The 21,039-nt window shown below is 63.7% G+C and carries 20 protein-coding genes; 9 read left to right on the forward strand and 11 right to left on the reverse strand.

The annotated features are described in order from the left end of the window. Positions 1-359: 359 nt before the first annotated feature. The 5 genes from LOL23_RS08535 to LOL23_RS08555 all read left to right on the forward strand — a co-directional run bounded on the left by LOL23_RS08535 (position 360) and on the right by LOL23_RS08555 (position 6,747). Entirely contained in the window at positions 360-2,699 is a 2,340-nt protein-coding gene (locus LOL23_RS08535) for a bifunctional salicylyl-CoA 5-hydroxylase/oxidoreductase (protein WP_160980423.1), read from the forward strand. Further along, positions 2,696-3,502 carry an SDR family NAD(P)-dependent oxidoreductase gene (locus LOL23_RS08540; protein WP_160980425.1) on the forward strand — a complete coding sequence of 269 codons (807 nt, stop codon included), beginning with the start codon at positions 2,696-2,698 and terminating at the stop codon, positions 3,500-3,502. Before LOL23_RS08535 ends, LOL23_RS08540 begins: the two co-directional genes overlap by 4 nt. A gap of 249 nt (positions 3,503-3,751) precedes the next feature. Then, a complete protein-coding gene (locus LOL23_RS08545) occupies positions 3,752-4,582 on the forward strand; it encodes an enoyl-CoA hydratase family protein (RefSeq protein ID WP_237173500.1) in 831 nt (276 codons plus the stop codon). Between the two features lie 72 nt (positions 4,583-4,654). Next, positions 4,655-6,307 carry an AMP-binding protein gene (locus LOL23_RS08550; protein ID WP_160980427.1) on the forward strand — a complete coding sequence of 551 codons (1,653 nt, stop codon included), beginning with the start codon at positions 4,655-4,657 and terminating at the stop codon, positions 6,305-6,307. A gap of 14 nt (positions 6,308-6,321) precedes the next feature. Continuing rightward, entirely contained in the window at positions 6,322-6,747 is a 426-nt protein-coding gene (locus LOL23_RS08555; RefSeq protein ID WP_160980429.1) for a RidA family protein, read from the forward strand. Between the two features lie 129 nt (positions 6,748-6,876). Here LOL23_RS08555 and hemL read toward each other — a convergent pair whose 3' ends face one another. The 3 genes from hemL to thiD form a co-directional block, all read right to left on the reverse strand. Then, positions 6,877-8,154 carry a glutamate-1-semialdehyde 2,1-aminomutase gene (gene hemL / locus LOL23_RS08560; RefSeq protein ID WP_160980431.1) on the reverse strand — a complete coding sequence of 426 codons (1,278 nt, stop codon included), beginning with the start codon at positions 8,152-8,154 and terminating at the stop codon, positions 6,877-6,879. A 67-nt stretch (positions 8,155-8,221) separates the two neighbouring features. Next, complete coding sequence (gene thiE / locus LOL23_RS08565) at positions 8,222-8,872, reverse strand: thiamine phosphate synthase (protein WP_237173472.1); 651 nt, start codon at positions 8,870-8,872, stop codon at positions 8,222-8,224. Then, positions 8,869-9,669, reverse strand: a complete 801-nt coding sequence (gene thiD / locus LOL23_RS08570) for a bifunctional hydroxymethylpyrimidine kinase/phosphomethylpyrimidine kinase (protein WP_237173473.1) — start codon at positions 9,667-9,669, stop codon at positions 8,869-8,871. Before thiD ends, thiE begins: the two co-directional genes overlap by 4 nt. Positions 9,670-9,815: 146 nt before the next feature. Between thiD and LOL23_RS08575 the strand changes: the two genes are divergently transcribed. The 4 genes from LOL23_RS08575 (at position 9,816) to LOL23_RS08590 (ending at position 11,922) form a co-directional block, all read left to right on the forward strand. After that, positions 9,816-9,980: a rubredoxin gene (locus LOL23_RS08575; RefSeq protein ID WP_130008064.1), complete on the forward strand. Its 165-nt coding sequence runs from the start codon at positions 9,816-9,818 to the stop codon at positions 9,978-9,980. Between the two features lie 43 nt (positions 9,981-10,023). Continuing rightward, complete coding sequence (locus LOL23_RS08580; RefSeq protein WP_160980435.1) at positions 10,024-10,614, forward strand: YqgE/AlgH family protein; 591 nt, start codon at positions 10,024-10,026, stop codon at positions 10,612-10,614. Further along, positions 10,607-11,020 carry a Holliday junction resolvase RuvX gene (ruvX, locus tag LOL23_RS08585; RefSeq protein WP_160980437.1) on the forward strand — a complete coding sequence of 138 codons (414 nt, stop codon included), beginning with the start codon at positions 10,607-10,609 and terminating at the stop codon, positions 11,018-11,020. The genes LOL23_RS08580 and ruvX overlap by 8 nt, the downstream gene beginning before the upstream one ends. A 155-nt stretch (positions 11,021-11,175) precedes the next feature. After that, positions 11,176-11,922, forward strand: coding sequence for a lysophospholipid acyltransferase family protein (locus LOL23_RS08590; RefSeq protein ID WP_237173474.1), 747 nt, complete (start codon positions 11,176-11,178; stop codon positions 11,920-11,922). Positions 11,923-11,927: 5 nt separating this feature from the next. Here the strand turns inward: LOL23_RS08590 and LOL23_RS08595 are convergent, their stop codons facing one another. The 8 genes from LOL23_RS08595 to mpl all read right to left on the reverse strand — a co-directional run bounded on the left by LOL23_RS08595 (position 11,928) and on the right by mpl (position 20,580). Further along, on the reverse strand, positions 11,928-12,773 hold the full coding sequence (locus LOL23_RS08595) for a symmetrical bis(5'-nucleosyl)-tetraphosphatase (RefSeq protein ID WP_160980439.1): 846 nt from the start codon (positions 12,771-12,773) through the stop codon (positions 11,928-11,930). Next, positions 12,770-13,948: an LPS export ABC transporter permease LptG gene (gene lptG / locus LOL23_RS08600; RefSeq protein WP_160980441.1), complete on the reverse strand. Its 1,179-nt coding sequence runs from the start codon at positions 13,946-13,948 to the stop codon at positions 12,770-12,772. The genes LOL23_RS08595 and lptG overlap by 4 nt, the downstream gene beginning before the upstream one ends. 96 nt (positions 13,949-14,044) lie before the next feature. Next, on the reverse strand, positions 14,045-14,764 hold the full coding sequence (gene mtgA / locus LOL23_RS08605; RefSeq protein WP_160980443.1) for a monofunctional biosynthetic peptidoglycan transglycosylase: 720 nt from the start codon (positions 14,762-14,764) through the stop codon (positions 14,045-14,047). Between the two features lie 5 nt (positions 14,765-14,769). Then, positions 14,770-15,660: a shikimate dehydrogenase gene (gene aroE / locus LOL23_RS08610; protein WP_237173475.1), complete on the reverse strand. Its 891-nt coding sequence runs from the start codon at positions 15,658-15,660 to the stop codon at positions 14,770-14,772. Beyond that, a complete protein-coding gene (locus tag LOL23_RS08615) occupies positions 15,657-16,550 on the reverse strand; it encodes an energy transducer TonB (RefSeq protein ID WP_160980445.1) in 894 nt (297 codons plus the stop codon). The genes aroE and LOL23_RS08615 overlap by 4 nt, the downstream gene beginning before the upstream one ends. A 21-nt stretch (positions 16,551-16,571) precedes the next feature. Further along, positions 16,572-18,464, reverse strand: a complete 1,893-nt coding sequence (locus LOL23_RS08620; protein ID WP_160980447.1) for a ribonuclease catalytic domain-containing protein — start codon at positions 18,462-18,464, stop codon at positions 16,572-16,574. 39 nt (positions 18,465-18,503) lie between these two features. After that, a complete protein-coding gene (locus LOL23_RS08625; protein ID WP_160980449.1) occupies positions 18,504-19,100 on the reverse strand; it encodes a YqiA/YcfP family alpha/beta fold hydrolase in 597 nt (198 codons plus the stop codon). A gap of 31 nt (positions 19,101-19,131) precedes the next feature. Further along, complete coding sequence (mpl, locus tag LOL23_RS08630) at positions 19,132-20,580, reverse strand: UDP-N-acetylmuramate:L-alanyl-gamma-D-glutamyl-meso-diaminopimelate ligase (RefSeq protein ID WP_237173476.1); 1,449 nt, start codon at positions 20,578-20,580, stop codon at positions 19,132-19,134. Positions 20,581-21,039: the final 459 nt, after the last annotated feature.

The following is a 21,039-nucleotide window of genomic DNA, read 5'->3' on the forward strand; positions in this document are numbered from 1 at the left end:
TGATCTATGCATAATTCATCCATAAAAAATCTGGAGAAATGCACAAACATTTGCGTTACTTCAAACTTTCAGTCCGGAAGTTGTAGCCGTGTCGCGCCTGCTCCAGCCCTCCATCCCGGGTTTGATCAAGGACACGCCGGCCTTGTGGCGCCATAATGGCCAGCCGCCCGCGCACGATTTTTGCCGTGTGCCTGCGCAGGCGTGGCCTGCGACGAGCGGTGCATGAGGCATCTTGCACATCGCGCGCCGCGTAGCCCGCCCCATTGCTTCTTGAGGCATCAGGAGATATAGTTGAAGCCTAAAATAAATAGAATGGATTGTGTTGAACGCCAAGGCGCGTTGCAACCCGGAGGCAGGCCATGAACATCGTGTGCATAGGCGGCGGCCCGGCAGGCCTGTATTTTGGCCTGCTGATGAAATTGGCTGATCCGGGCAACAACGTCACCATCATCGAGCGCAACCGGCCATACGATACCTTCGGCTGGGGCGTGGTGTTTTCAGATGCCACGCTCGCAAACCTGCGCCAGGCCGACCCGGTCTCAGCCGCCCGGATCATAGAGGCCTTCAACCACTGGGACGATATCGATATCCATTTCAAGGGCCGTACGCTGCGCAGCGGCGGCCATGGTTTTATCGGCATTGGTCGCAAGAAACTGCTCAATATTTTGCAGGAGCGCTGTGAAGCGCTGGGGGTGGCGCTGGTATTCAATACTGAGGTTGTGGACGATCAGGACGTAGCCCGTGCCTATGCGGCAGACCTCGTCGTCGCGTCGGACGGCCTGAACAGTCGTGTACGCAAGCGCTATGCGGATACCTTCCGGCCGGATATTGACGTGCGCGCGTGCCGCTATGTATGGCTGGGGACGGCACAAACCTTCGACGCCTTCACCTTTGCCTTTGTGCAGACTGCCCATGGCTGGTTCCAGGCCCATGCGTATCAGTTTGAACCGGGCCTGTCGGCTTTTATCGTGGAAACCCGCGACGAAACCTGGCGGGCAGCGGGGCTGGACGCCATGACGCAGGAGGAAGGCATCGCTTATTGCGAACGCTTGTTTGCGCATTGGCTGGGCGGCAAGCCGCTGCGTTCCAATGCCAGACATTTGAGCGGCGCCGCCATCTGGCAGCGTTTTCCGCGTGTGATCTGCGAGACCTGGATCCATTGGCCGTCGGCAGATCAACAACATGCCGCTCCCGTGGTGCTGATGGGCGACGCCGCCCATACTGCGCATTTTTCGGTCGGCTCCGGCACCAAACTCGCGCTGGAAGACGCCATTGGGCTGCACCACGCGTTGCGCGCGCATCCGGAAGATATGAAAGCGGCTCTGAGTGACTACCAGGCGGCGCGCAGCCTCGAAGTGCTCAAGATACAGAATGCGGCGCGCAATTCCACGGAATGGTTCGAGCATGTGGATCGCTACGCGGGTTTTGAGCCGGAACAGTTCGCTTATTCCTTGCTGACACGCTCGCAGCGCATTTCACACGAGAACCTGCGCGTGCGCGATGCGGCGTGGCTGGCCGGATATGAGCGTTGGCTGGCGCAGCGTGCGGGCGTGGCCGCGTCGGAAGGGACAGCGCCGCCGCCGATGCTTACTCCCTTTCATGTGCGCGGCCTGACGCTCAAGAATCGCGTGGTGGTGTCGCCCATGGCGATGTATTCCTGTGTGGATGGGGTGCCTGGGGATTTCCATCTGGTTCATTTGGGCGGGCGGGCGCTGGGTGGCGCGGGCCTGGTGATGGTGGAAATGACGTGCGTATCGCCTGAAGCGCGCATCACGCCCGGCTGCCCAGGGCTCTGGAACGATGCGCAGCAGTTGGCCTTCGCCCGCATCGTCGACTTTGTGCACGAGAATACCGACGCCATGATTGGCATTCAACTGGGGCACGCGGGCCGCAAGGGTTCTACGTGCGTGCCCTGGGAGGGCGCCGACCAGCCCTTGCCGCAGGGCAATTGGCCGTTGATGTCAGCGTCTGCATTGCCTTATTTGCAGGGTATATCCGCAGTGCCGCAGGCCATGACGCGGGCGCAAATGGAAATGGTGTGCGGACAGTTCGCCGCAGCGGCGCAACGGGCGGCACTGGCCGGCTTTGACTGGTTGGAGCTGCATTGCGCGCATGGCTACTTGCTTTCCAGCTTTATTTCCCCGCTGACCAATCAGCGTGATGACGCGTACGGCGGTTCGCTGGCGAATCGGCTGCGCTATCCGCTGGAGGTATTCTGTGCGGTGCGCGAGGCTTGGCCCGATGCTCGGCCGATGTCGGTGCGGATTTCCGCCCACGATTGGGTGGACGGCGGCATTACGCCCGACGACGCAGTGCGTATCGCGGCAGCCTTCAAGGCAGCGGGGGCCGATGTGGTGGATTGCTCGTCGGGCCAGGTAAGCGCGGATCAGGACCCGGTGTACGGGCGCATGTACCAGACGCCATTCTCGGATCGTGTGCGCAATGAGGCGGGTGTGCCGACCATCGCTGTGGGCGCCATCTTCGAGGCGGATCATGTAAACAGCATTATTGCGTCGGGGCGCGCCGACTTGTGTGCGCTGGCCCGCCCCCATCTGGCCGATGCCGCCTGGACCTTGCGCGAATCAGCCCGCATCGGATTTGCGGACATTGCCTGGCCGCGCCAGTACTTGGCGGGCAAGCGTCAGCTTGAAACCAATTTTGCACGCGCCGCGGCGTATGCCCAGGGGGTAGATCCATGACAGCCATGGAACATCTTGCATTGCAGGGCCGGCATGCCTTGGTCACGGGCGGTTCGCGCGGCATAGGGTGGGCGGTGGCGGCGCGGCTATTGGCTTGCGGTGCGCGCGTCACGCTGATGGGGCGCGACGCGGCCGCCTTGCGCGAGGCGGCTGAGCGGCTGATGCGAGAGCGGGCCGCGCAGCCGGATCATGTCGCCTGGGTGGCCGGTGATGTGGCTCGCCGTGGCAGCGTCGAGGCCGCATTCGACCAGGCCCGCAGCCGCGCCGGTGGCATCAATATACTGGTCAACAATGCTGGGCAGGCCGTCAGTGAGCGTTTCGACCGGCTCGATGAGGCGGGGTGGCAGCGCATGCTGGAGGTCAATCTGTCGGGAGTGTTTCACTGCACGCAGGCGGCGCTGCCGCATATGCAGGCGGCAGGCTGGGGGCGCATTGTGAATGTGGCCAGTACAGCTGGCCTGATGGGCTATGCCTATGCAAGCGCCTATTGTGCTGCCAAACATGGCGTAATTGGCCTGACGCGTGCGCTGGCGCTGGAGTTGGCGGGTAAAGGGATCACCGTCAATGCGGTGTGCCCAGGGTATACAGAAACCGCCATTGTGCAGGACGCGATCCGGAACATCAGCGGGAAGACAGGTGTCGATGCCGTACAGGCGCGCGCCATGCTCACCGCGCGCAATCCGCAGCGGCGATTGGTGCTGCCCGAAGAAGTTGCCGAGGCGGTGACCTGGCTGTGCCTGCCGGCGTCCTCGTCCGTCAACGGCCAGGCCATTGCCGTGGATGGCGGGGAAACGGCGGGCTGAAGCCATGCGCGGTCGCGCCCCGAAGGGCAGGGTTGGTCGGGCGCGCAGATGACTATGCAGGCGTATCGGGCCGGGGAAAACGCGATGTGTGTAGGGCTAAAGCCGCTCAGGGTGCAGTAATTGTCCGTGGCGGCAAGCTGCATAAGGCAAACGTAAGTATGGAGAGTGAGAGGTGTGGCAATGAATACAGACAACGAGGCAGCCGCCAACGGCGCGATGGAAGGGCAGGCGAACCTGGCGCAGGGGGCAATGGCCCACCACAAGCGCCCCTTTGCCAACGATGCGGCCACGCATTTCCGCTGGGCAGTCTCGCCTGACAGCAAGGTGGCCACCATTACTCTGAACCGGCCCGAGCGCAAGAATCCGCTCACTTTCGATTCTTATGCCGAACTGCGCGACTTGTTTCGCGGTTTGGTGTACGCCAGCGACGTAAAGGCCGTGGTGATTACCGGCGAGGGTGAAAATTTCTGTTCGGGTGGCGATGTGCACGAAATCATCGGCCCGCTCACGCGCATGAGCATGCCGCAGTTGCTGGACTTCACGCGCATGACGGGGGATTTGGTCAAGGCGATGCGGGCGTGCCCCCAACCCATTGTGGCCGCGGTCGATGGCATCTGCGCGGGCGCGGGTGCAATGATTGCGCTGGCGTCCGACATGCGGCTGGGCACGGACCGCGCCAGGACGGCCTTTCTGTTTACACGGGTAGGCTTGGCAGGTGCTGACATGGGCGCGTGTGCGCTGCTGCCGCGCATGATCGGCCATGGCCGCGCGTCGGAGCTGCTGTACACGGGGCGTGCCATGACGGCGCGGGAAGGGCTGGCTTGGGGTTTCTTCAACAGCCTGCACGAGCCGCAGGATGTACTGGCTGCCGCTGCGGCCCTGGCACATAGCTTGGCCGACGGCCCGACATTTGCGCATGGGATGACCAAGAAGCTGCTGCACGAAGAATGGAGCATGAGCCTGGACCAAGCCATCGACGCCGAGGCGCATGCCCAGGCCATTTGCATGCAGACGGGCGACTTCCGCAGGGCATATGAAGCCTTCGCGGCTCGCCGCAGTCCGGCCTTCGAAGGGGATTGAGCGTATGTCATCGACTCGCGGCGCCACAGACAGCATCAAGGCGCACACCGCACGAATACTCAGGAGTTGACCATGGAACCCTCAGCCTATGTTGACAGCTTTGCGCGCGACCATCTGCCGCCGCCGCAGGCCTGGCCCGATCTGCTGCTGGACGGCAACCCCGACGTCGCCTACCCGCGGCGCCTGAACTGCGCGGTGGCGCTGGTGGACGAGGCCGTGCGTGCAGGGCGAGGCGAGCGTATCGCCCTGCGCTGGCGCGCCGCGGATGGCTTGCACGCCATGAGCTATCGCGAACTCATGGCCTTGACCAACCGCATCGCGCATGTGCTGGCTGAGGACTTGGGCCTGAAACCCGGCAACCGTGTGCTGCTGCGCGGCCCCAACAATGTCATGATGGCGGCATCGTGGTTGGCGGCCATGAAGGCTGGCCTGGTTACTGTGCCCACCATGCCGTTGCTGCGGGCGGGCGAACTGAAAAAGGTGCTCGACAAGGCGAAGGTAGGCGCCGTGATCTGCGACCATCGCCTGGCCGAGGAAATCGCATATTGCATGGACCCGGCCCATGCCGCATACAGCTCCGCGCTGGCACAGGCTTGCCATTACGGCGACGGCAGCCCCCAAAGCCTGGAAGCGCGTGCTGCGGGCAAGCCGGACACCTTTGATGCCGTGGACACGGCAGTGGACGACATCTGCCTGATTGCGTTCACCAGCGGCACCACGGGCAAGCCCAAGGGCTGCATGCATTTTCACCGCGACGTGCTGGCCATGTGCGACACCTTTTCACGTCATATCCTGCGTATGTCTGAAGACGACGTGACCTGCGGCACGCCACCGCTAGCCTTTACCTTTGGGCTGGGTGGCCTGCTGTGCTTTCCACTCAGGGTGGGCGCGGCGGCCGTGCTGTCGGAGAAACTCTCGCCCGATGGCATGCTGGCCGAGATCCAGGACTTTCATGCCACGATTACCTTCACCTCGCCTACGTTCTATCGGCAGATGGCGGCACTGGTGGGCAAGTACAACCTATTGTCGCTGCGCGCCTGCGTGTCGGCGGGCGAGGCGCTTCCAGACCCAACCCGCCAGCTCTGGAAGGCCGCGACTGGTATAGAAATGATCGATGGCATAGGCGGGACCGAACTGATACACGTATATGTATCCTGCCTGCCCGAAGCGGTGCGGCGAGGAGCCATCGGAAAGGCCGTGCCCGGTTATGTGGCGCGGGTAGTGGACGACAACCTCCGCGAAGTAGCGCCGGGCGTGCCCGGCCGGCTGGCAGTGAAGGGGCCGACAGGCTGCCGCTACCTCGACGACGAACGCCAGTACGAGTTCGTGCAACAGGGGTGGAACTTGCCGGGCGACACTTTCATCATGGACGCGGACGGCTACTTCTTTTACCAGGCGCGCAACGACGACATGATTATCTCGCGCGGCTACAGCATTGCGGGGCCGGAGGTGGAGGCGGCGCTGTTGAGCCACGAGGCGGTGGCCGAATGCGGGGTGGTCGGCAAGGCCGACCAGGATGGTGGCACCGTCATCAAGGCCTTTGTGGTGCTTAAGCCGGGGTTCGAGGGCGACGCGGCCATGGTACAAGCGCTGCAGGCGCATGTGAAGGCCACCATTGCCCCGTATAAATACCCGCGTGAAATTTGCTTCGCCAACAGCCTGCCCCATACCGAGACCGGAAAGCTGCAGCGATTCGTGCTGCGCCGGATGGCGGCTGGGCAATGAGGGCGGAGGCGCATATGAAAATACTGCAACCCCCGTTTTGGCCGGCGCCGCGTGGTTATGCCAATGGCATCATGGCGGAGATGGCCCCCGGTAGCCGTTTGCTGTTTATTGGCGGGCAAGTGGGCTGGAACGCTCGGCAGCAGTTCGAGTCTGATAATTTTGCCGAGCAAGTGGGCCAGGCGCTGCGTAATGTGCTTGCTGTACTTAATGAGGGTGGCGCGGGGCCCGAGCATATCACCCGCATGACGTGGTATGTATGCGACAAGGATGAGTACCTGGGCAGCCTGCAGGACGTGGGCCGCCATTATCGCGATGTCATCGGCCGCCACTACCCGCCGATGACGGCGATCGCGGTGGGGGCGTTGATGGAAGACCGGGCGCGGGTGGAGATAGAAGTGACAGCCGTTGTGCCGCCCCTGGAAGTGGGTGCCGGCGCTTGATCAGGTGCGTCATGAGCGGGCGCGCCGTGCCGCATCCGAGGCGCCATGCAAGCCTTGCCGCCGGCGCCAGATTTATGTCGCAATAAGGCGCCGGCCAACGGCGATGCGCCGGTGGCCTGCGCCCATGGATCAGTGCTTGGCGAACACTTCTTCGGCGGCATCCAGGGTGGCCTGGATGACGGCATCGTCGTGCGCGCCGGACACAAAGCCCGCCTCGAACGCGGACGGAGCGAAATATACGCCACGGATCAGCATGCCGTGGAAGAATTTCTTGAAGCGTTCGACATCGCAGCGCTGCATGTCTTCGAACGTGGTAGGGATGCTGTCGGTGAAGTACAGGCCGAACATGCCGCCCACGGCATCGGCTGTCATGGCCACGCCGGCCGCGCGTGCGCGTTCGGCCAGGCCATCGGCCAGCTTGCGGGTTTGGGCGCCAAGGCGTTCGTAGAAGCCCGGTTCGGCCAGCAGTTTCAGGGTGACCAGGCCTGCGGCCACAGCCACCGGATTACCCGACAGGGTGCCGGCCTGATATACCGGCCCCAGTGGTGCAATGTGTTCCATGATGTCGGCGCGGCCGCCGAAGGCACCCACCGGCATGCCGCCGCCGATCACCTTGGCCAGCGTGGTGAGGTCGGGCGTGATGCCCGTAAGGCCCTGCACGCCCTGCGGGCCGGCCCGAAAGCCCGTCATGACCTCGTCGAAGATCAGCAGCGCACCGTGCTGCGTGCATAGCGCCCGCAGGCCTTCGAGAAAGCCCGGGACGGGCTTGACCAGATTCATGTTGCCGGCGATGGGTTCGACAATCACGCAGGCAATGTCTTTGCCGTATTTCTTGAAAGCTTCCTCGACCGCCTCGATGCGGTTGTAGTCGAGCACCAGCGTGTGCTGGATGAATTCGGCCGGAACGCCAGCGGAGGTGGGATTGCCAAAGGTGAGCATGCCCGAGCCGGCCTTGACCAGCAGGCTGTCGGCGTGCCCGTGGTAGCAGCCTTCGAACTTGATGATCTTGTTGCGGCCGGTGGCGCCGCGCGCCAAGCGGATGGCCGACATGGTGGCTTCGGTGCCTGAACTGACCAGCCGCACTTTTTCGATGGATGGGATGCGTGCCGAAATGGCTTCTGCGATTTCGATTTCGGCCTCGGTGGGGGCGCCAAACGAGAGCCCGCCCTCGGCGGCCTGCTGGACCGCCTTGATGACCTCCGGGTGGGCGTGGCCGAGGATGGCCGGGCCCCACGAGCCGACGTAATCGATGTAGCGGGTGTCGTCCGCATCCCATACATAGGGGCCTTGGGCGCGGCGGATGAAACGGGGCGCGCCGCCCACTGAGCGAAAGGCCCTGACGGGCGAGTTGACGCCGCCGGGTATGGTCTGGCAGGCGCGTTCGAACAACTGGGCGTTGCGGGACATGACGGGTGGCTCCATGGAAGACGATATTGGGAAAGGCCCAAGGATAGCAGTTTGCGGCCCGCTGGGCTTACTGGAACAGGGCGCTGATACGCTCGGCCTCGGCGCGGATGTTGGCCGCGCCGAACAGGGCAGTGATAACGGCCACACTGTCGGCGCCAGCGTGGATGACGGGGGCGGCATTATCGGCTGTGATGCCGCCGATGGCGACCACGGCTGGGCGCGGCTGGGCGCTGACGCTTTCGACCATCATGCGGCCTTGCTCCACATGTTCGAGCGTGGCGTGTACGGCATCGGGCTTGACGGATGATGGGTAGAGTGCACCGAAGGCAATGTAGTCGGCCCCGGCATCCAGTGCCTGTGCGGCCAGTGTGGGCAGGTTGTAGCACGAACGGCCGATGAGCTTGTCGTCGCCCAGCGCCGTCCGGGCCTCGTCCATATTGCCGTCGTCACGACCCAGGTGCACGCCATCGGCGTCGACCAAGGCGGCCAAGCGCCAGTCATCGTTGATAATGCTGACCACGCCCAGTGCGCGGCACCGGGCCACCACCTCGCGAGCCTGGGCAATGCGCGCGGGCTCCGGGATGGTTTTGCGCCGCCATTGCAGCGCGGTCATGCCGCCTGCGGCGGCCTGGGTGATGGCTTCCAGCAGACGGTCAGTGTTGTCCCATTCGGGGGTGATGCCGTAAAGGCCGCGCGGAAAGCGCAGAGCAGTCTTCATGGTGCGCACCGGTTGATGAGGCGCTGGCCCATGCCAGGCCGAAATTGGCGGGAGGTAATCGATACGGCGGCCTCGGCGGCCGCGCGCACCGCGTCGGGCACTTGCAGACCGCGCGCGAGGCCAGTGGTGATGGCGCAGGCTAGCGGGCCGTCGGCATCGGTGGGCCGGGCGGGCAAGGCGGGCCATTGCAAGCTGACGGTTTCGCCCTGTTGGCCCTGTAGCAGCAGCCCATTTTGGCCAGAATGATGTGTGATGCCGGTGGCGAGTGTCCAGCCAGCGCCGTACTCCAGCAGGGCCTGGATTGGGTCTGCGGCATCGCTGGCGGCGAGCAGGCCCTGCGAGTGCCATTGTTCGAGCAGGAGCCGGTCGACCATGACGATGTCTGTTTGGGGCAGCAACAACTCGAAGGTGGCCAGCAGCAGGTCTTCTGTGTCAGTGTCTTCGAGCAGGGTTTCGTCGGGTAGACGGGTAAGGTGCAGCAATAGCGGAACGTGGCTGTAATCGGCCGCTATTTGGGCCAGTACGCTGATCGCTTCCGTGGTATACAGTGTGCCGGCCTTGATGGCCTGCACAGTCATGTCTTCGAGCACGCAGCGCGCCTGGTCGTCGATGAGCTCGGGCGATACCGGCTGGATGCTTTCTGTTGTGGCTGTATCGCGCACTTGCAGCCCGGTGACGGCTGACAGCGCGTGGCAGCCCAGTTGGGCGCAGGTAACCACGTCGGCCGGCAGGCTGCTCGAGCCGCTAGGATCAAAAGGCCCGAAAATCAGGGCAAGGGGCGGGGGTGATGCGTGCACGATATGAGGTGTAACGAAGAAACCGGCAACTTTTGGTTAACATTGAGGGGAAGGTGTTGGGTTTATGCCCACTGACCCCATTCTAATTGATGCACGGGTGTCCCGTTGGAGCCCGTGGACTGGTAAATTTCAGAGAGTAAGGAAACATGCGTACGTGGATGTGTTTGATCTGTGGCTGGATCTATGATGAAGAGGCCGGTCTGCCTGAAGAGGGTATCCCTCCAGGTACGCGCTGGGAGGACGTGCCTCCCAACTGGGTTTGCCCCGAATGCGGCGCCCGCAAGGAAGACTTCGAGCTGATCGAGGTATGAGCCTGGCGGTATCCGCACCCTCATTACTCAAGGAGGACAAGTCATGACGACAACGACAAAGCGGGCCGAATCCGTCGCAGCGAACTTGTCCCGGCAACTGCTGGTGGCCATGCCCGGGCGGGTATCGGGCGAGCTGGCCAATACAGTGATCTATGTCTGTGAACACACGGGCGACGGTGCATTGGGCCTGGTCATCAATCGACCCACAGACATCACCGTGGAAGATCTGCTCAAGCGCATAGACCTCGACGTTTCCAGCGAGCACACCACTGCGCAGAGCGCGCCGGTGTTCTTTGGCGGCCCGGTGCAGACAGACCGCGGCTTCGTGCTTCACGCGCCGCCGGGGGGCTACAGCTCAAGCATCCAGCTCGGCGATATCGCTCTCACCACTTCGCGTGATGTGCTGCAGGATGTCGCCCAGGGCAAGGGCCCCGAGCGGGTGTTGGTAACGCTGGGCTATGCAGGTTGGGGCGCCGGCCAGCTCGAAAACGAGATGTCCCAGAACGCCTGGATTAACGTCGATTCCAGTCCCGAGATTCTGTTCGACACGCCTGCCGAGCAGCGCTACGAGCTGGCCTTGGCAAAACTAGGCATCAACCCCATCATGCTGGCTGGTGACGCGGGGCATGCCTGACGCAGCCGAGCAGACACTGCTGGCCTTCGATTACGGCCTGCGCAAGATTGGTGTCGCCATCGGCAACACGCTCACCCGGCAGGCCAGGCCGCTGGAGATCCTCGAGCCTGTCACGCGGGTGCGCCGCTTCGCTGAAATCGAACGCCTGCTCCGCGAATGGCAGCCCGACCGCGTCGTGGTGGGCCTGCCGCTCACCACAGAAGGCGGCGAGCAGTACGCCAGCCTGCGCAGCCGGCGGTTTGCCAACCAACTGCACGGCCGCTATGGCGTGGACGTGGTGCTGGTCGACGAGCGCGGCTCCAGCATCGAGGCCCAGCAGATTCTGGGCACCCATGCGCCCGATGATGCCGTGGCCGCCGCAGTCATCCTGCAGCGATATTTCGATGCGTTGCCTCCTGCCGCCTGATCCACGCAGTGATGGCGTAGTGCACAATAGCGAGTTGCGTCGCAGTGTGCGCTACCGCAAGGTGCCGCGCAGCGGGGCCGTGAACAATAGCATCATGCACAAAAACGTGTTGCGCTCTACGCGACACGGCCACAACAATCATTAGGTATCAATCCTTGGCTCTGCTGCTTTTTCCGCCGCGATTTCTGTTGGTGTCCGTCTGGATTGCGCTGGGTCTGGTCAGCGTGATCGCCATCTTCCCGTTTATTGGCCCACGCGCGCGCGCCTGCATGAACTGGCGCTGGTCCCGCGTGCTTATGGCTTTGTGCGGCGTGCGCACGCACATCAAGGGCGAGCCCCGGCTCGACGGCCCGGTGATGTGGGTGGCCAACCATGTGTCATGGGTCGATATCTTCGTGCTCAATTGTGTGCGTCCGACAGCCTTTGTGGCCAAGAGCGAGATTCGAGCCTGGCCGATCATAGGCTGGCTGGTGGCTGGCGCTGGTACGGTGTTCATCGAACGCGGCAGGCGTCATGCGGTGCGGGCCGTCAGCGAACAAATGGAGGCGCGCTTCAGGCATGGCGAGGCGGTTGGCTTGTTCCCCGAGGGCACGACATCGCCGGGCGACGATGTACGGCCGTTCCACTCCAGCCTTTTCGAGGCTGCACTGCACCTGGGCGTGGATATCCAGCCCGTGGCGCTGCGCTTCTTTCATCGTGGGAAGCGCAGCGATTATTTCGCCTTTGTGGGCGAACAAAATTTGGTACAGAACCTATGGTATCTGCTGGGCACCACCGGCGCCTGTGTGGAGTTGGTGTTTCTACCGGTATTGCCCGGCGAACAATGCCGCGAAGATGGCCGCGCCCGCGTAGCCGCCCATGCGCACCGCGTAGTGCGCCATGCGGTGATTGCCCAGGCGTGAAAACGTCAGCCGTTGTCGCCGGGCCTGCGAGTTTGCGCGCAATGCACCTGTGCCAGGGCGCGATCGGCGATCCGCATAGCAGTAAGGTGGCGGCCCCAAATGCAGCCCGTATCCAGGCAGACCACATCGGGGCGCATCAGCAGGCCCAGCGTGGACCAGTGGCCGAACACCACCGTGTCGCCGCCTGAGGCGCGCCCGGGCAGGTCGAACCACGGCATCAACCCTTCTGGCGCTTCGTCTGGTGGGCCTTTATGTGAGAAATCCAGCCGCCCGTCGGGGTGGCACATGCGTATGCGCGTCAGGATATTGATAATGGCGCGCAGGCGATCGCTGCCAGCGAGGCGGTCGTCCCACTGATCGGGTTTGTTGCCGTACATTTGCGCCAGGTTTGTGCGCCAGTCGGGTGCGCGCAGCGCGGCATGCACTTCGCTCGCCAAGGCCATGGTCTTGCGTACGTCCCATTGCGGGTGGATGCCCGCATGCACCAGCAAATGGCCGTGCTCGTAATGTGCCACCGGACGATGGCGCAGCCAGTCGATCAGCTCGGTTGCGTCAGGGGCCTCTAGTACGCTGGCAACCGTATCGCCCTTTTTGACCTTGCCGATACCGGCGGCGACGGCAAGCAGGTGCAGGTCGTGATTGCCCAGCACCATGATTGCGCGTTCGCCCAAGGCCATGACGCGCCGCAATGCGCCGAGCGAGTCGGGGCCACGGTTGACAATATCGCCCGCAAACCAGAAACGTGCCTCTGGGCTGCCGGCGATCCGAGGGTCGTCGAACAGAGTATCCAACGGCGCACTGCAGCCTTGCAGGTCACCGACGATCCAAGTGTCTGGCACGGGCGGTGTCATGGGGAGGAGGGGCTCCAGGGGAATTCCGCGCGGCTGATGCGGCGCACGTGATGCTGGTTCTCCATGAGTGTGAGCGCCGTCAGGCTGATTGCGAGCGCGATCAGGCTGGGCAGCAGCGCTGTGACCCACGGCGCCCATTTGCTTAGCATGCCAACGTTTAGGGCAAGCTGGTTGAGCATGAAGAAACCAACCCCCAGCAGAATGCCGATGAATACCTTGCTGCCCACGCCGCCGCGCCGCGTTTGCATGAAGCCGATGGGGGCGGCGATGGTGATCATGACCAGCAGCGTGAAGGGATACGCCATCTTGCGCCACAGCGCCACCACCTGCCGGTCGGTTTGCAGATGGTTGGCGTGCAGGTAGGAAATGTAGTCGGTGAGGTCGAGCAGTGACATGCGCTCGGGTGTAAGAATGCGTGCGATCAGACGCTCAGGTGTTAGTGTGGTGGGTAGCACTCGCTGAGGCAGCGATGTGACCCGCGTAATGGGCTCTGTGGGGCGCTTGCCGTCGTTCAGGGCGGAGACGGCGCTCGCGTCGATAGTGGTTTGCTTGACGTCGTGCAGTTCGAGTGTGCCCTTGCCAAACCGGCCGCTGGCCGCTTGCGAGAATGCGGCCAGGCGCTGCCCGGCCGCGAATTCGTACAGCGTGACGCCTTCTACGCCGCCGGCTGCGCCCAGCCCCGCAATATTGATGATGCGTGTACCGCCGTCTTCGCTGGATTCTTTGAACCAATAGCCGCTGGCCAGCCTGCCACCGTCGCTGTCGCCCGTGATCGCCAGGCGCGTTTCGCTGGCCTTGATTTCAGCGGCGGGTGTGACGACCTCGGACAGGAAAAAGGCCATGACAACCAGTGGTACGGTGACCAGCCACAGCATGCCCAGCAGCTTCATGCCGCTGACGCCCGAGACGCGCAGGATGACCAGTTCGTTGCGTTGTGCCAGCCCGGCCAGCGCCAGAATGGCGCCGATCAACAAGCCGATGGGCAGCAGGTCGTACAGCCGAGTGGGCAACTCGAGTGCCTGGATGTAGAAAAGGTTGAGCAGCGAGATCTTGGTGCCCACGTCATCCAAAGCGTCGATCAGCGCAAAAAACGTGAACAGGCCCAGCAGTGCAACCAGCACGACGGCGCTGGAACGGTAGATTTCGCGGGCGAGATAACGGCGGGCGGTACGCATGGGGGTGATCAGGTTGCGGCAAAGTCGGGGCAGCCCCCGAAAGTGCAAGGTTACCATTGTTGCCCCGGGCCGGGACCACGCGGGACAGCGCCTGTGTCAGGGTATGTCTACCAGACGCATGCGGCGCTGGATGATGGCGGTGCGCCGGGCAAGATACGCGCTGCCGCGGTGGGTGTCGTAGTAGGCCGGGTTGGGCAGCATTGAGGCCAGCCGGGCGGCCTGAGCCGCCCCAAGGCGTGCGGCGGACGTCTTGTAATAATGTTCAGCCGCCGCCTGTGCGCCAAAGACGTTGCCACCCCATTGCGCCACGTTCAGGTACAGCTCGAGAATGCGCTTTTTGCTCATCACCAGTTCGATCATATAGGTCAGGATCAGCTCCTGGCCTTTGCGCAGATAGCTGCGCTCGCTGGACAGAAACATGTTCTTCGCAAGCTGCTGCGTAATGGTGGAACCGCCGCGCCGCTTGCTCTTGCCGAGGCTGGCCTGCCGGCGGTTGTACTCCCAGGCCTTGCGGATATTGTCCCATTCCACGCCGTCGTGATCCGTGAATTGCGCATCTTCAGACGCTATCACCGCTCGCTTGAGCTGGTCGCTGATCCGGTCGTAGGGCATCCATTCGTGGCGGATCGCGGCGTCGGGATTTTTGGCGCGCAGCTCAGTGAGTGTCTGGTTCATGAATGCGCTGCTCGAAGGGTTGCGCACGCTCAGCCACAACACCATCAGGAACAGGCCGAACTGGTACAGCAGCAGCGCCGCGAACGCCAGCAGCAGGGCCGCCAGCGCCACTTTGCCCTTGTTGATGCGACGCGCAGCCATGCGCTTCAGGCGCCGCCAAGCTGGCTGCGCAGGGCGGCCAGGACGGGCGCTACATCGGGGGTGACGCCGTGCCAGATCGTGAAGCTGGCGGCCGCCTGGCCTACTAACATACCCAGCCCGTCCGCCGTGTGCGCTGCGCCGTCGGCGTTCGCTTGCACCATGAAGGGGGTGGGTTGTGCCCCGTAGACCATGTCGTAGGCCAGCGCGCCCGGCGCGTACAGGCCCGCGGGCAAGGCCGGCGCCTGGCCGGAGAGGCCAGTGGAGGTGGCATTGATCACTACATCCCATTGGGACTCGGCATCTTCCAGCCCGCCAGCGTCGAGCCGGGCCGCTTGGGCTGGCAGTTGACTGTTCAGATGAGCGAGCAGTTGATGCGCGCGTTCCGCATTTCGGTTGACGATGCGCAGCTGCGCACAGCCGGCTTGCAGCAGCGGCAGCACGACGCCGCGCGCGGCACCGCCGGCGCCCACCAGCAGGATGCGCCGCCCTTCTGGAGCGTGACCCAGGCGGATCAGGTCGTCGAGCAGCCCCACACCGTCAGTATTACAGCCGTATAGGACGCCCTCGCGCAGCCACAGCGTATTGACCGCGCCCGCGATGCGGGCGCGATCGCTGAGGTGGCCGGCCGCTAGCGCAAAGGCTTCTTCCTTGAAGGGGACAGTGACATTGAGCCCGCCGCCATTCTGCTCGAAGAAGCCGCGCACGGTGTCGGCAAAGCCGTCCAGCGGGGCCAGGATACGTTCGTACGTCAGATGTATACCCGTCTGGCGGGCGAACTGTTCGTGGATGAAAGGCGAACGGCTGTGGGCAATCGGGTTGCCAATTACGCCGTAGCGAGCGGGGGCGTCCGCAGCAGTGGCTTGTATGGCGGCGTTCGGAGTATACGTTGCGGTCACGGCGCGTCGGTTTCCAGTTGCTGATGGGTGAAATGCCAGGTACGGGTAATGGCAAGAATATCGGTTTCTCGGGCGATGGCGGGCGGCAGGGGGGCAAAAGGGGCGGCCAATTGCACGATGCGCAGCGCCGCCTGGTTCAACACTGCCTCGCTGGAGGGCTGGTTGATTTCGGCGTGCTCCAGGGAGCCGTCGCGCCGGATATGCACCGTAAGCTGCAGGCTGCCATAGACTTTGCCGCGCGCCTGCGGCGGGTAGTGCTGTGTGCCCAGCAGTTCGATTTTCTTGCGCCATGCCTCGACATATTCGGCGTACTCGGCGCGCTGCGCCGATGGCCCCGTGAAATGCCGGCGAGGTTGTTGATTGTAGCGGTCGATGCGCTCTTTGATGGCGCTGATCTGGGCGTTGAGCACCAGGCTTTCCTGCTCGCGCGTGTCTTCGCCCGGGTCGGTGGACTGCTCGAACAGATCGGGCTGTTTACGTTCCGGCAATACCTTCTGCGTGGCCACCAGCGCGGTGAACAGACGCTGTTGTTCAGCTTCGAGCTCAGCCTGACGTCGACGCAGCGCTTCGAGCACAATCTGGTCGGGCGACTGGGCGGCAGTGCGCGGCAAGGGGGATGACGCATAGACGTCTGCCTGCGATTCGCCGCCGCCGTCCAGCGCGTGCTGCGCGAGCACCTGGGGCTTGAGAGGCGTGGTATCCCCGCGAGTGTTCAGGAGGGTGACGGACAGCGAGCGTGGCGTCGGTGCGGGAGGCGCCTCGGGTGCGGCGAAACGCCAGGCCAGCAGCGCGCCATGTACGGCCAGCGAGAGTGCGATCCCGATCGCAAGGTAATCATTGCGCGCGACGCGAGCCCCGGGCAAGGACGCAAAGCGAAGGTTGGCAGCCATGGTCGCGCCCAGGTCGCGGCCTCAGGCCGGCAGAGGCAGGGTTTCGCGCAGCCGGCAATCCACGTCCAGCGCCAGCTCGTCAAAACCGAGAATATCCAGCACAACTGGCTGGCCGCGTTCGAGTAGGGGCAGCGCGGGCACGCGCACAACCATGGGCACGTCGTCCAACCGGACGAGGTCGTCGCGGATCACCGCGCCCTGGACTGTATGCATATTGTGCTGCTGCAGCCAGCGCAGGCACCAGTAGCGCTCGATGGCTGATTGGAAATCGCCCCACGCGGCGTATTGCGCATCGAAGGCGCCAATGATGGCGTACATGTCAGCGTCCTTGGGCTTGAACGGCGCCACCAGCCGGGCCGATACGCCATGCTGCGCGGTGGCGATGATCTGCTGCTGGTTGATCAGGTCGACATAGCGGCGCAGCGGCGAGGTGGCCCAGGCGTACTGTGGCACCCCAATGGCCTCGTGCGGCAGGGCGTGGGTGGACATGCGCACCCTGCCGGCCTGCTGGGACCGGTAGATGCCCGGCACGCCATGTTGCGCCAGCAGCCCGCCCCACAGGTTGTTGGTGAGGATCATGTATTCGGCCACTAGTCGGTCCAGCGGCGCATTGCGACGGCGCGGGATCAGCCGCACCGGCGTTTCCGGGTCGTCGTAGGGGCCGGTAAGCTCGAAGCTGTATTCCACCCGCGTGTTGTTCTCGGGTTTGCCGCGTATTTGCTCGCGCTGCGCCAGCAGGTGCTTGGCAAAGCGCCACAGTGGCCGCAGCCAGTCGCCGTACGGTAGTTCTGCGGTGGGGTCCTCCAGCGCGGCTTCGGTGACGAATTCATCCAGGTAGTTGTGGCGCAGGTTTTCGGCCACCTGTATGCATTCGATGCGGGTTTCGGATCCAAGAATTTCGCCTGTGGCCAGGTTGGCGTGCACATACAGCGAGACGGCGGGGCGCGGTACACCGGCATCGAGTGAGAACTGGTTGATGATCTCTGCCGGCAGCATGGGTATTTTCAGGCCGGGAATATACACCGTGGACATGCGCGAACGCGCCAGCTTGTCGATCTCGTTGCCGCGCATCACGGCCAGTCCCGGTGCGGCGATGTGGATACCGATCCGGGCGTGGTCGTCGTCGAGCAGGGTGACTGACAATGCATCGTCCACCTCGATGGTGCTGCTGTCGTCCACCGAATACGCGACCACGTCGGCCATAGGCAGCTCGCCCTGCAATGGCACCGCATCGATGGCGGGCAGTTGCGTGCCCTTGGGGAAATGCGTGCGCATGAAGCGATGCAGGTGCAGCGCCAGCGGGTTGGGTAGCGCACCGCACGAGAGCAGCAGCCGCTCGGGTGTGGTTTGCAGTTGCTGCACGGCGGCGTCGAATGCCTTCCATTCGAGCGAGTTCTTGTCGGGTTTGGTGAGCAGGGTGTCGGCTACTGCTGCAATTTCATCCGGCAGTTGGCCGGCCACCAGCGCGTCGGCCCAGGCCTGCTGCTGCTCGGCCTGCTTGCGCTTCTTTTCGATGGCGGCCAGCGCGGCGGTCAGGATATCCGGTGGCGCCGGACGGTAGCGGCCCTTGCCGCGGCGGTGAAAATACGCGGGGGCGCTGTTCAACGCGAAAATCAGGGCTGCCCGCTCGACCGCGCTGGGCGGATGGCCGAAATACTCCTCGGCGAACTCGGACGCTTCGAACTCTTCCTGTGGCGTGCACTCCCACAGGAAGTCGATCTCGAAAGTGGCGGCCAGGGCCTGGGCCTGTTCCATGAGCGCGGCCGGCGCGGGCTGCTCGAAGTTGAACAGGACGTTGGCCTTTTTGATTTTGCTGCGCTTGCCCGTGGCGGATTCGACCTGTAGGGTCGAGTCGCTTTCGGAGAAGATTTTCTCTGCTTTGAAGGTGCCGCTGTCTTCGTAAAGAACGTACATGAAAGTTCCGGTGTGATGCGTCGGGTGCTGCAGGAGGGGTCAGGGATACGGGCGCAGGGCGAAGTCGAGTACTTCGGGCAGCCAGTGGCTGAAGTCCGACAAGCCGTGGTCGCCGCCTTCGATGATGTGGCCATGGCTGCCGGCGTACCAATCGGCCATTTCGCGCCAGTCTAGTACTTCGTCGCCTTTGGCGGCCAGCAGGTAATAAAGGCCAGGGTGCGCCGGACGCGTGAACGCCAGTTCCGCTAGTTCATCGACGTATTCGGGCAAGAATTCGAACGGTGCGCCGTCGTGGTACATGGTGTGCTTGCCGACTTGCGTGGCCAGATCGCGCGCCGCGTAAATGACGGGGTTGAGCAGGACGGCGCGGCATTTCCAGTGTTCGGCCAGGTGGCCGGCATAGTAGCCGCCCAGCGATGAGCCAATCACCACGAGGTCGGTGGCTGGTTCCATGCCGTGCTCGTCACGCGCTTGTTCGATCAGCCGTTCGCACAGTGCCATGGCCTGCGCCGGGCTGGCGGGCAACTGCGGGCACAGCCACTGGCCGGCCAGGCCGCGTTCGCGCATGGCCTGCGCCAGCAGCGTGGCCTTGGAAGACTGCGGCGATGAACGAAACCCGTGTAGATAGAGGATCATGATAAGCCTGGGAGGTGCATGCGGCGGCGCATTATTGGCCGCTGGCCGCGGCGCGGTCGCGCGCTAGCGCGTCGAGGAGCTTCTGGTGCACGCCGCCGAAGCTGCCGTTGCTCATGATGACGATGGCATCGCCGGTTTGCGCCACGCTGCGAATCGCATCCACCATTTTATCCAGATCGGTCCAAGCCGTGGCGCGTTTGCCAAGCGGCGCCAGTATTTGCGCAGGGTCCCAGCCCAGGGCGTGCTTGCCCTGCGTTTCGCCGTAGCAGAAGACCAAGTCGGCGGTGTCCAACGCGCCGGGCAGGCGGGCGGCCATGGCGCCCAGCTTCATGGTGTTGGACCGCGGCTCGAGTACGGCGATGATGCGGCGCCCGGCGCCGTCCCGCGCGCGCAGTCCGCGCAGGGTGGTGTCGATGGCGGTGGGGTGGTGGGCGAAGTCGTCGTAGACCATGATGCCGTCGACCGTTCCGCGCACTTCCATGCGGCGTTTCACGCCGCTGAAGCTGGACAGGGCCTCGATTGCCAGTGCGGCGGGCACCCCTGCATGCACGGCGGCCGCCACGGCGGCCAGGCCGTTCATGCGGTTGTGTTCGCCGGTGAGCTGCCAGCGCACCGTGCCCAGTGTTGTGGCCGGTGCTTTGTTTGTGTCGGTTGCTTTTGGGGCGACAGGGGCATGCGGTGTATCACTGTTGGCCCGCAATACCTCGAAATGGTCTCCTGTCGCGCTGCGCATGCGCCAGTCGCCGTCGTCGCCAAAGGTTTGCACGGGTGTCCAGCACCCGCGTGCCAATACGCGATCCAGTGCCTCGCATTGGCTGGGGCGCAGCACCAGGCCCGATGCGGGGACGGTGCGCACCAGGTGGTGGAATTGGGTTTCGATGGCGGCCAAGTCGGGGAATATGTCGGCGTGGTCGTATTCGAGGTTGTTGAGAATGGCGGTACGCGGGCGGTAATGGACGAACTTGGAGCGTTTGTCGAAGAAGGCTGTGTCGTATTCGTCGGCCTCGATCACGAAGAGTTTGCTGGCAGGTGTGTAGCGTGCTGATACTTTCAGGCCGGGCGCAACGCCGCCGATCAAGAAGTTTGGCGCGTGGCCGGCGTAGTCGAGGATCCATGCCAGCATCGAGCTGGTGGTGGTTTTGCCATGGGTGCCGGCGACGGCGAGCACGTGCTGGCCGCGCAGGACTTGTTCGCCCAGCCATTGGGGGCCGGATACGTATGGCAGGCCTTGGTCCAGGATGGCTTCCATGAGTGGGTTGCCGCGGGTAACGACGTTGCCGATGATGAACAGGTCGGGCTTGAGGGCAAGCTGGTCGGCGCCGTAGCCTTCGACAAGGCGTATGCCTTGTTCTTCGAGCTGTGTACTCATCGGGGGGTAGACGCCTGCGTCGCAGCCGGTGACGGTGTGGCCCGCGGAGCGGGCGATCAGCGCCAGGCCACCCATGAAGGTGCCGCAGATGCCAAGTATATGTAGGTGCATGGTGATCCTCCGGTCAACATTTTAGCCAGACTCGCTGAGGCTGCCGCAGCGGCGGGCTCAAGGCGCGCCCAACCTGCCCCGCCACAGCATCCCTGACGTGGAATGCTGCTGGTGGAACGGAGCTCACGCAGGCGCTGTGAGCGGTTTTAGGTTCTTTAGCCGGCGCGCCGTGGCGGGACAGGCTGGTCGCTTCGATCGCTCGCCCCTTCGGGGTTCCCGTCAAATTCACGCGCTTTCAGCGGCGTGTGCGAACTCGCCCTTTTGCCCCTGCGGGGCAACGGAGCTCAAACAGGCGCTCACGCTTTTTCGCTGAAAGCACGCGAATTTGACGGCGAGCTCAAGGCGCGCCCAACCTGCCCCGCCACAGCGCCCCTCACATGGAATGCTGTTGTTAGCCAGTCTACCTGTTACGTAGCTGCCCATGGATATTGCTGCTGGAGCCTGCACCAGAGTCTGGTG

The organism is Paracandidimonas lactea (assembly GCF_021653995.1).
In the GTDB taxonomy this organism is placed as follows: Bacteria; Pseudomonadota; Gammaproteobacteria; order Burkholderiales; family Burkholderiaceae_B; genus Allopusillimonas; species Allopusillimonas lactea.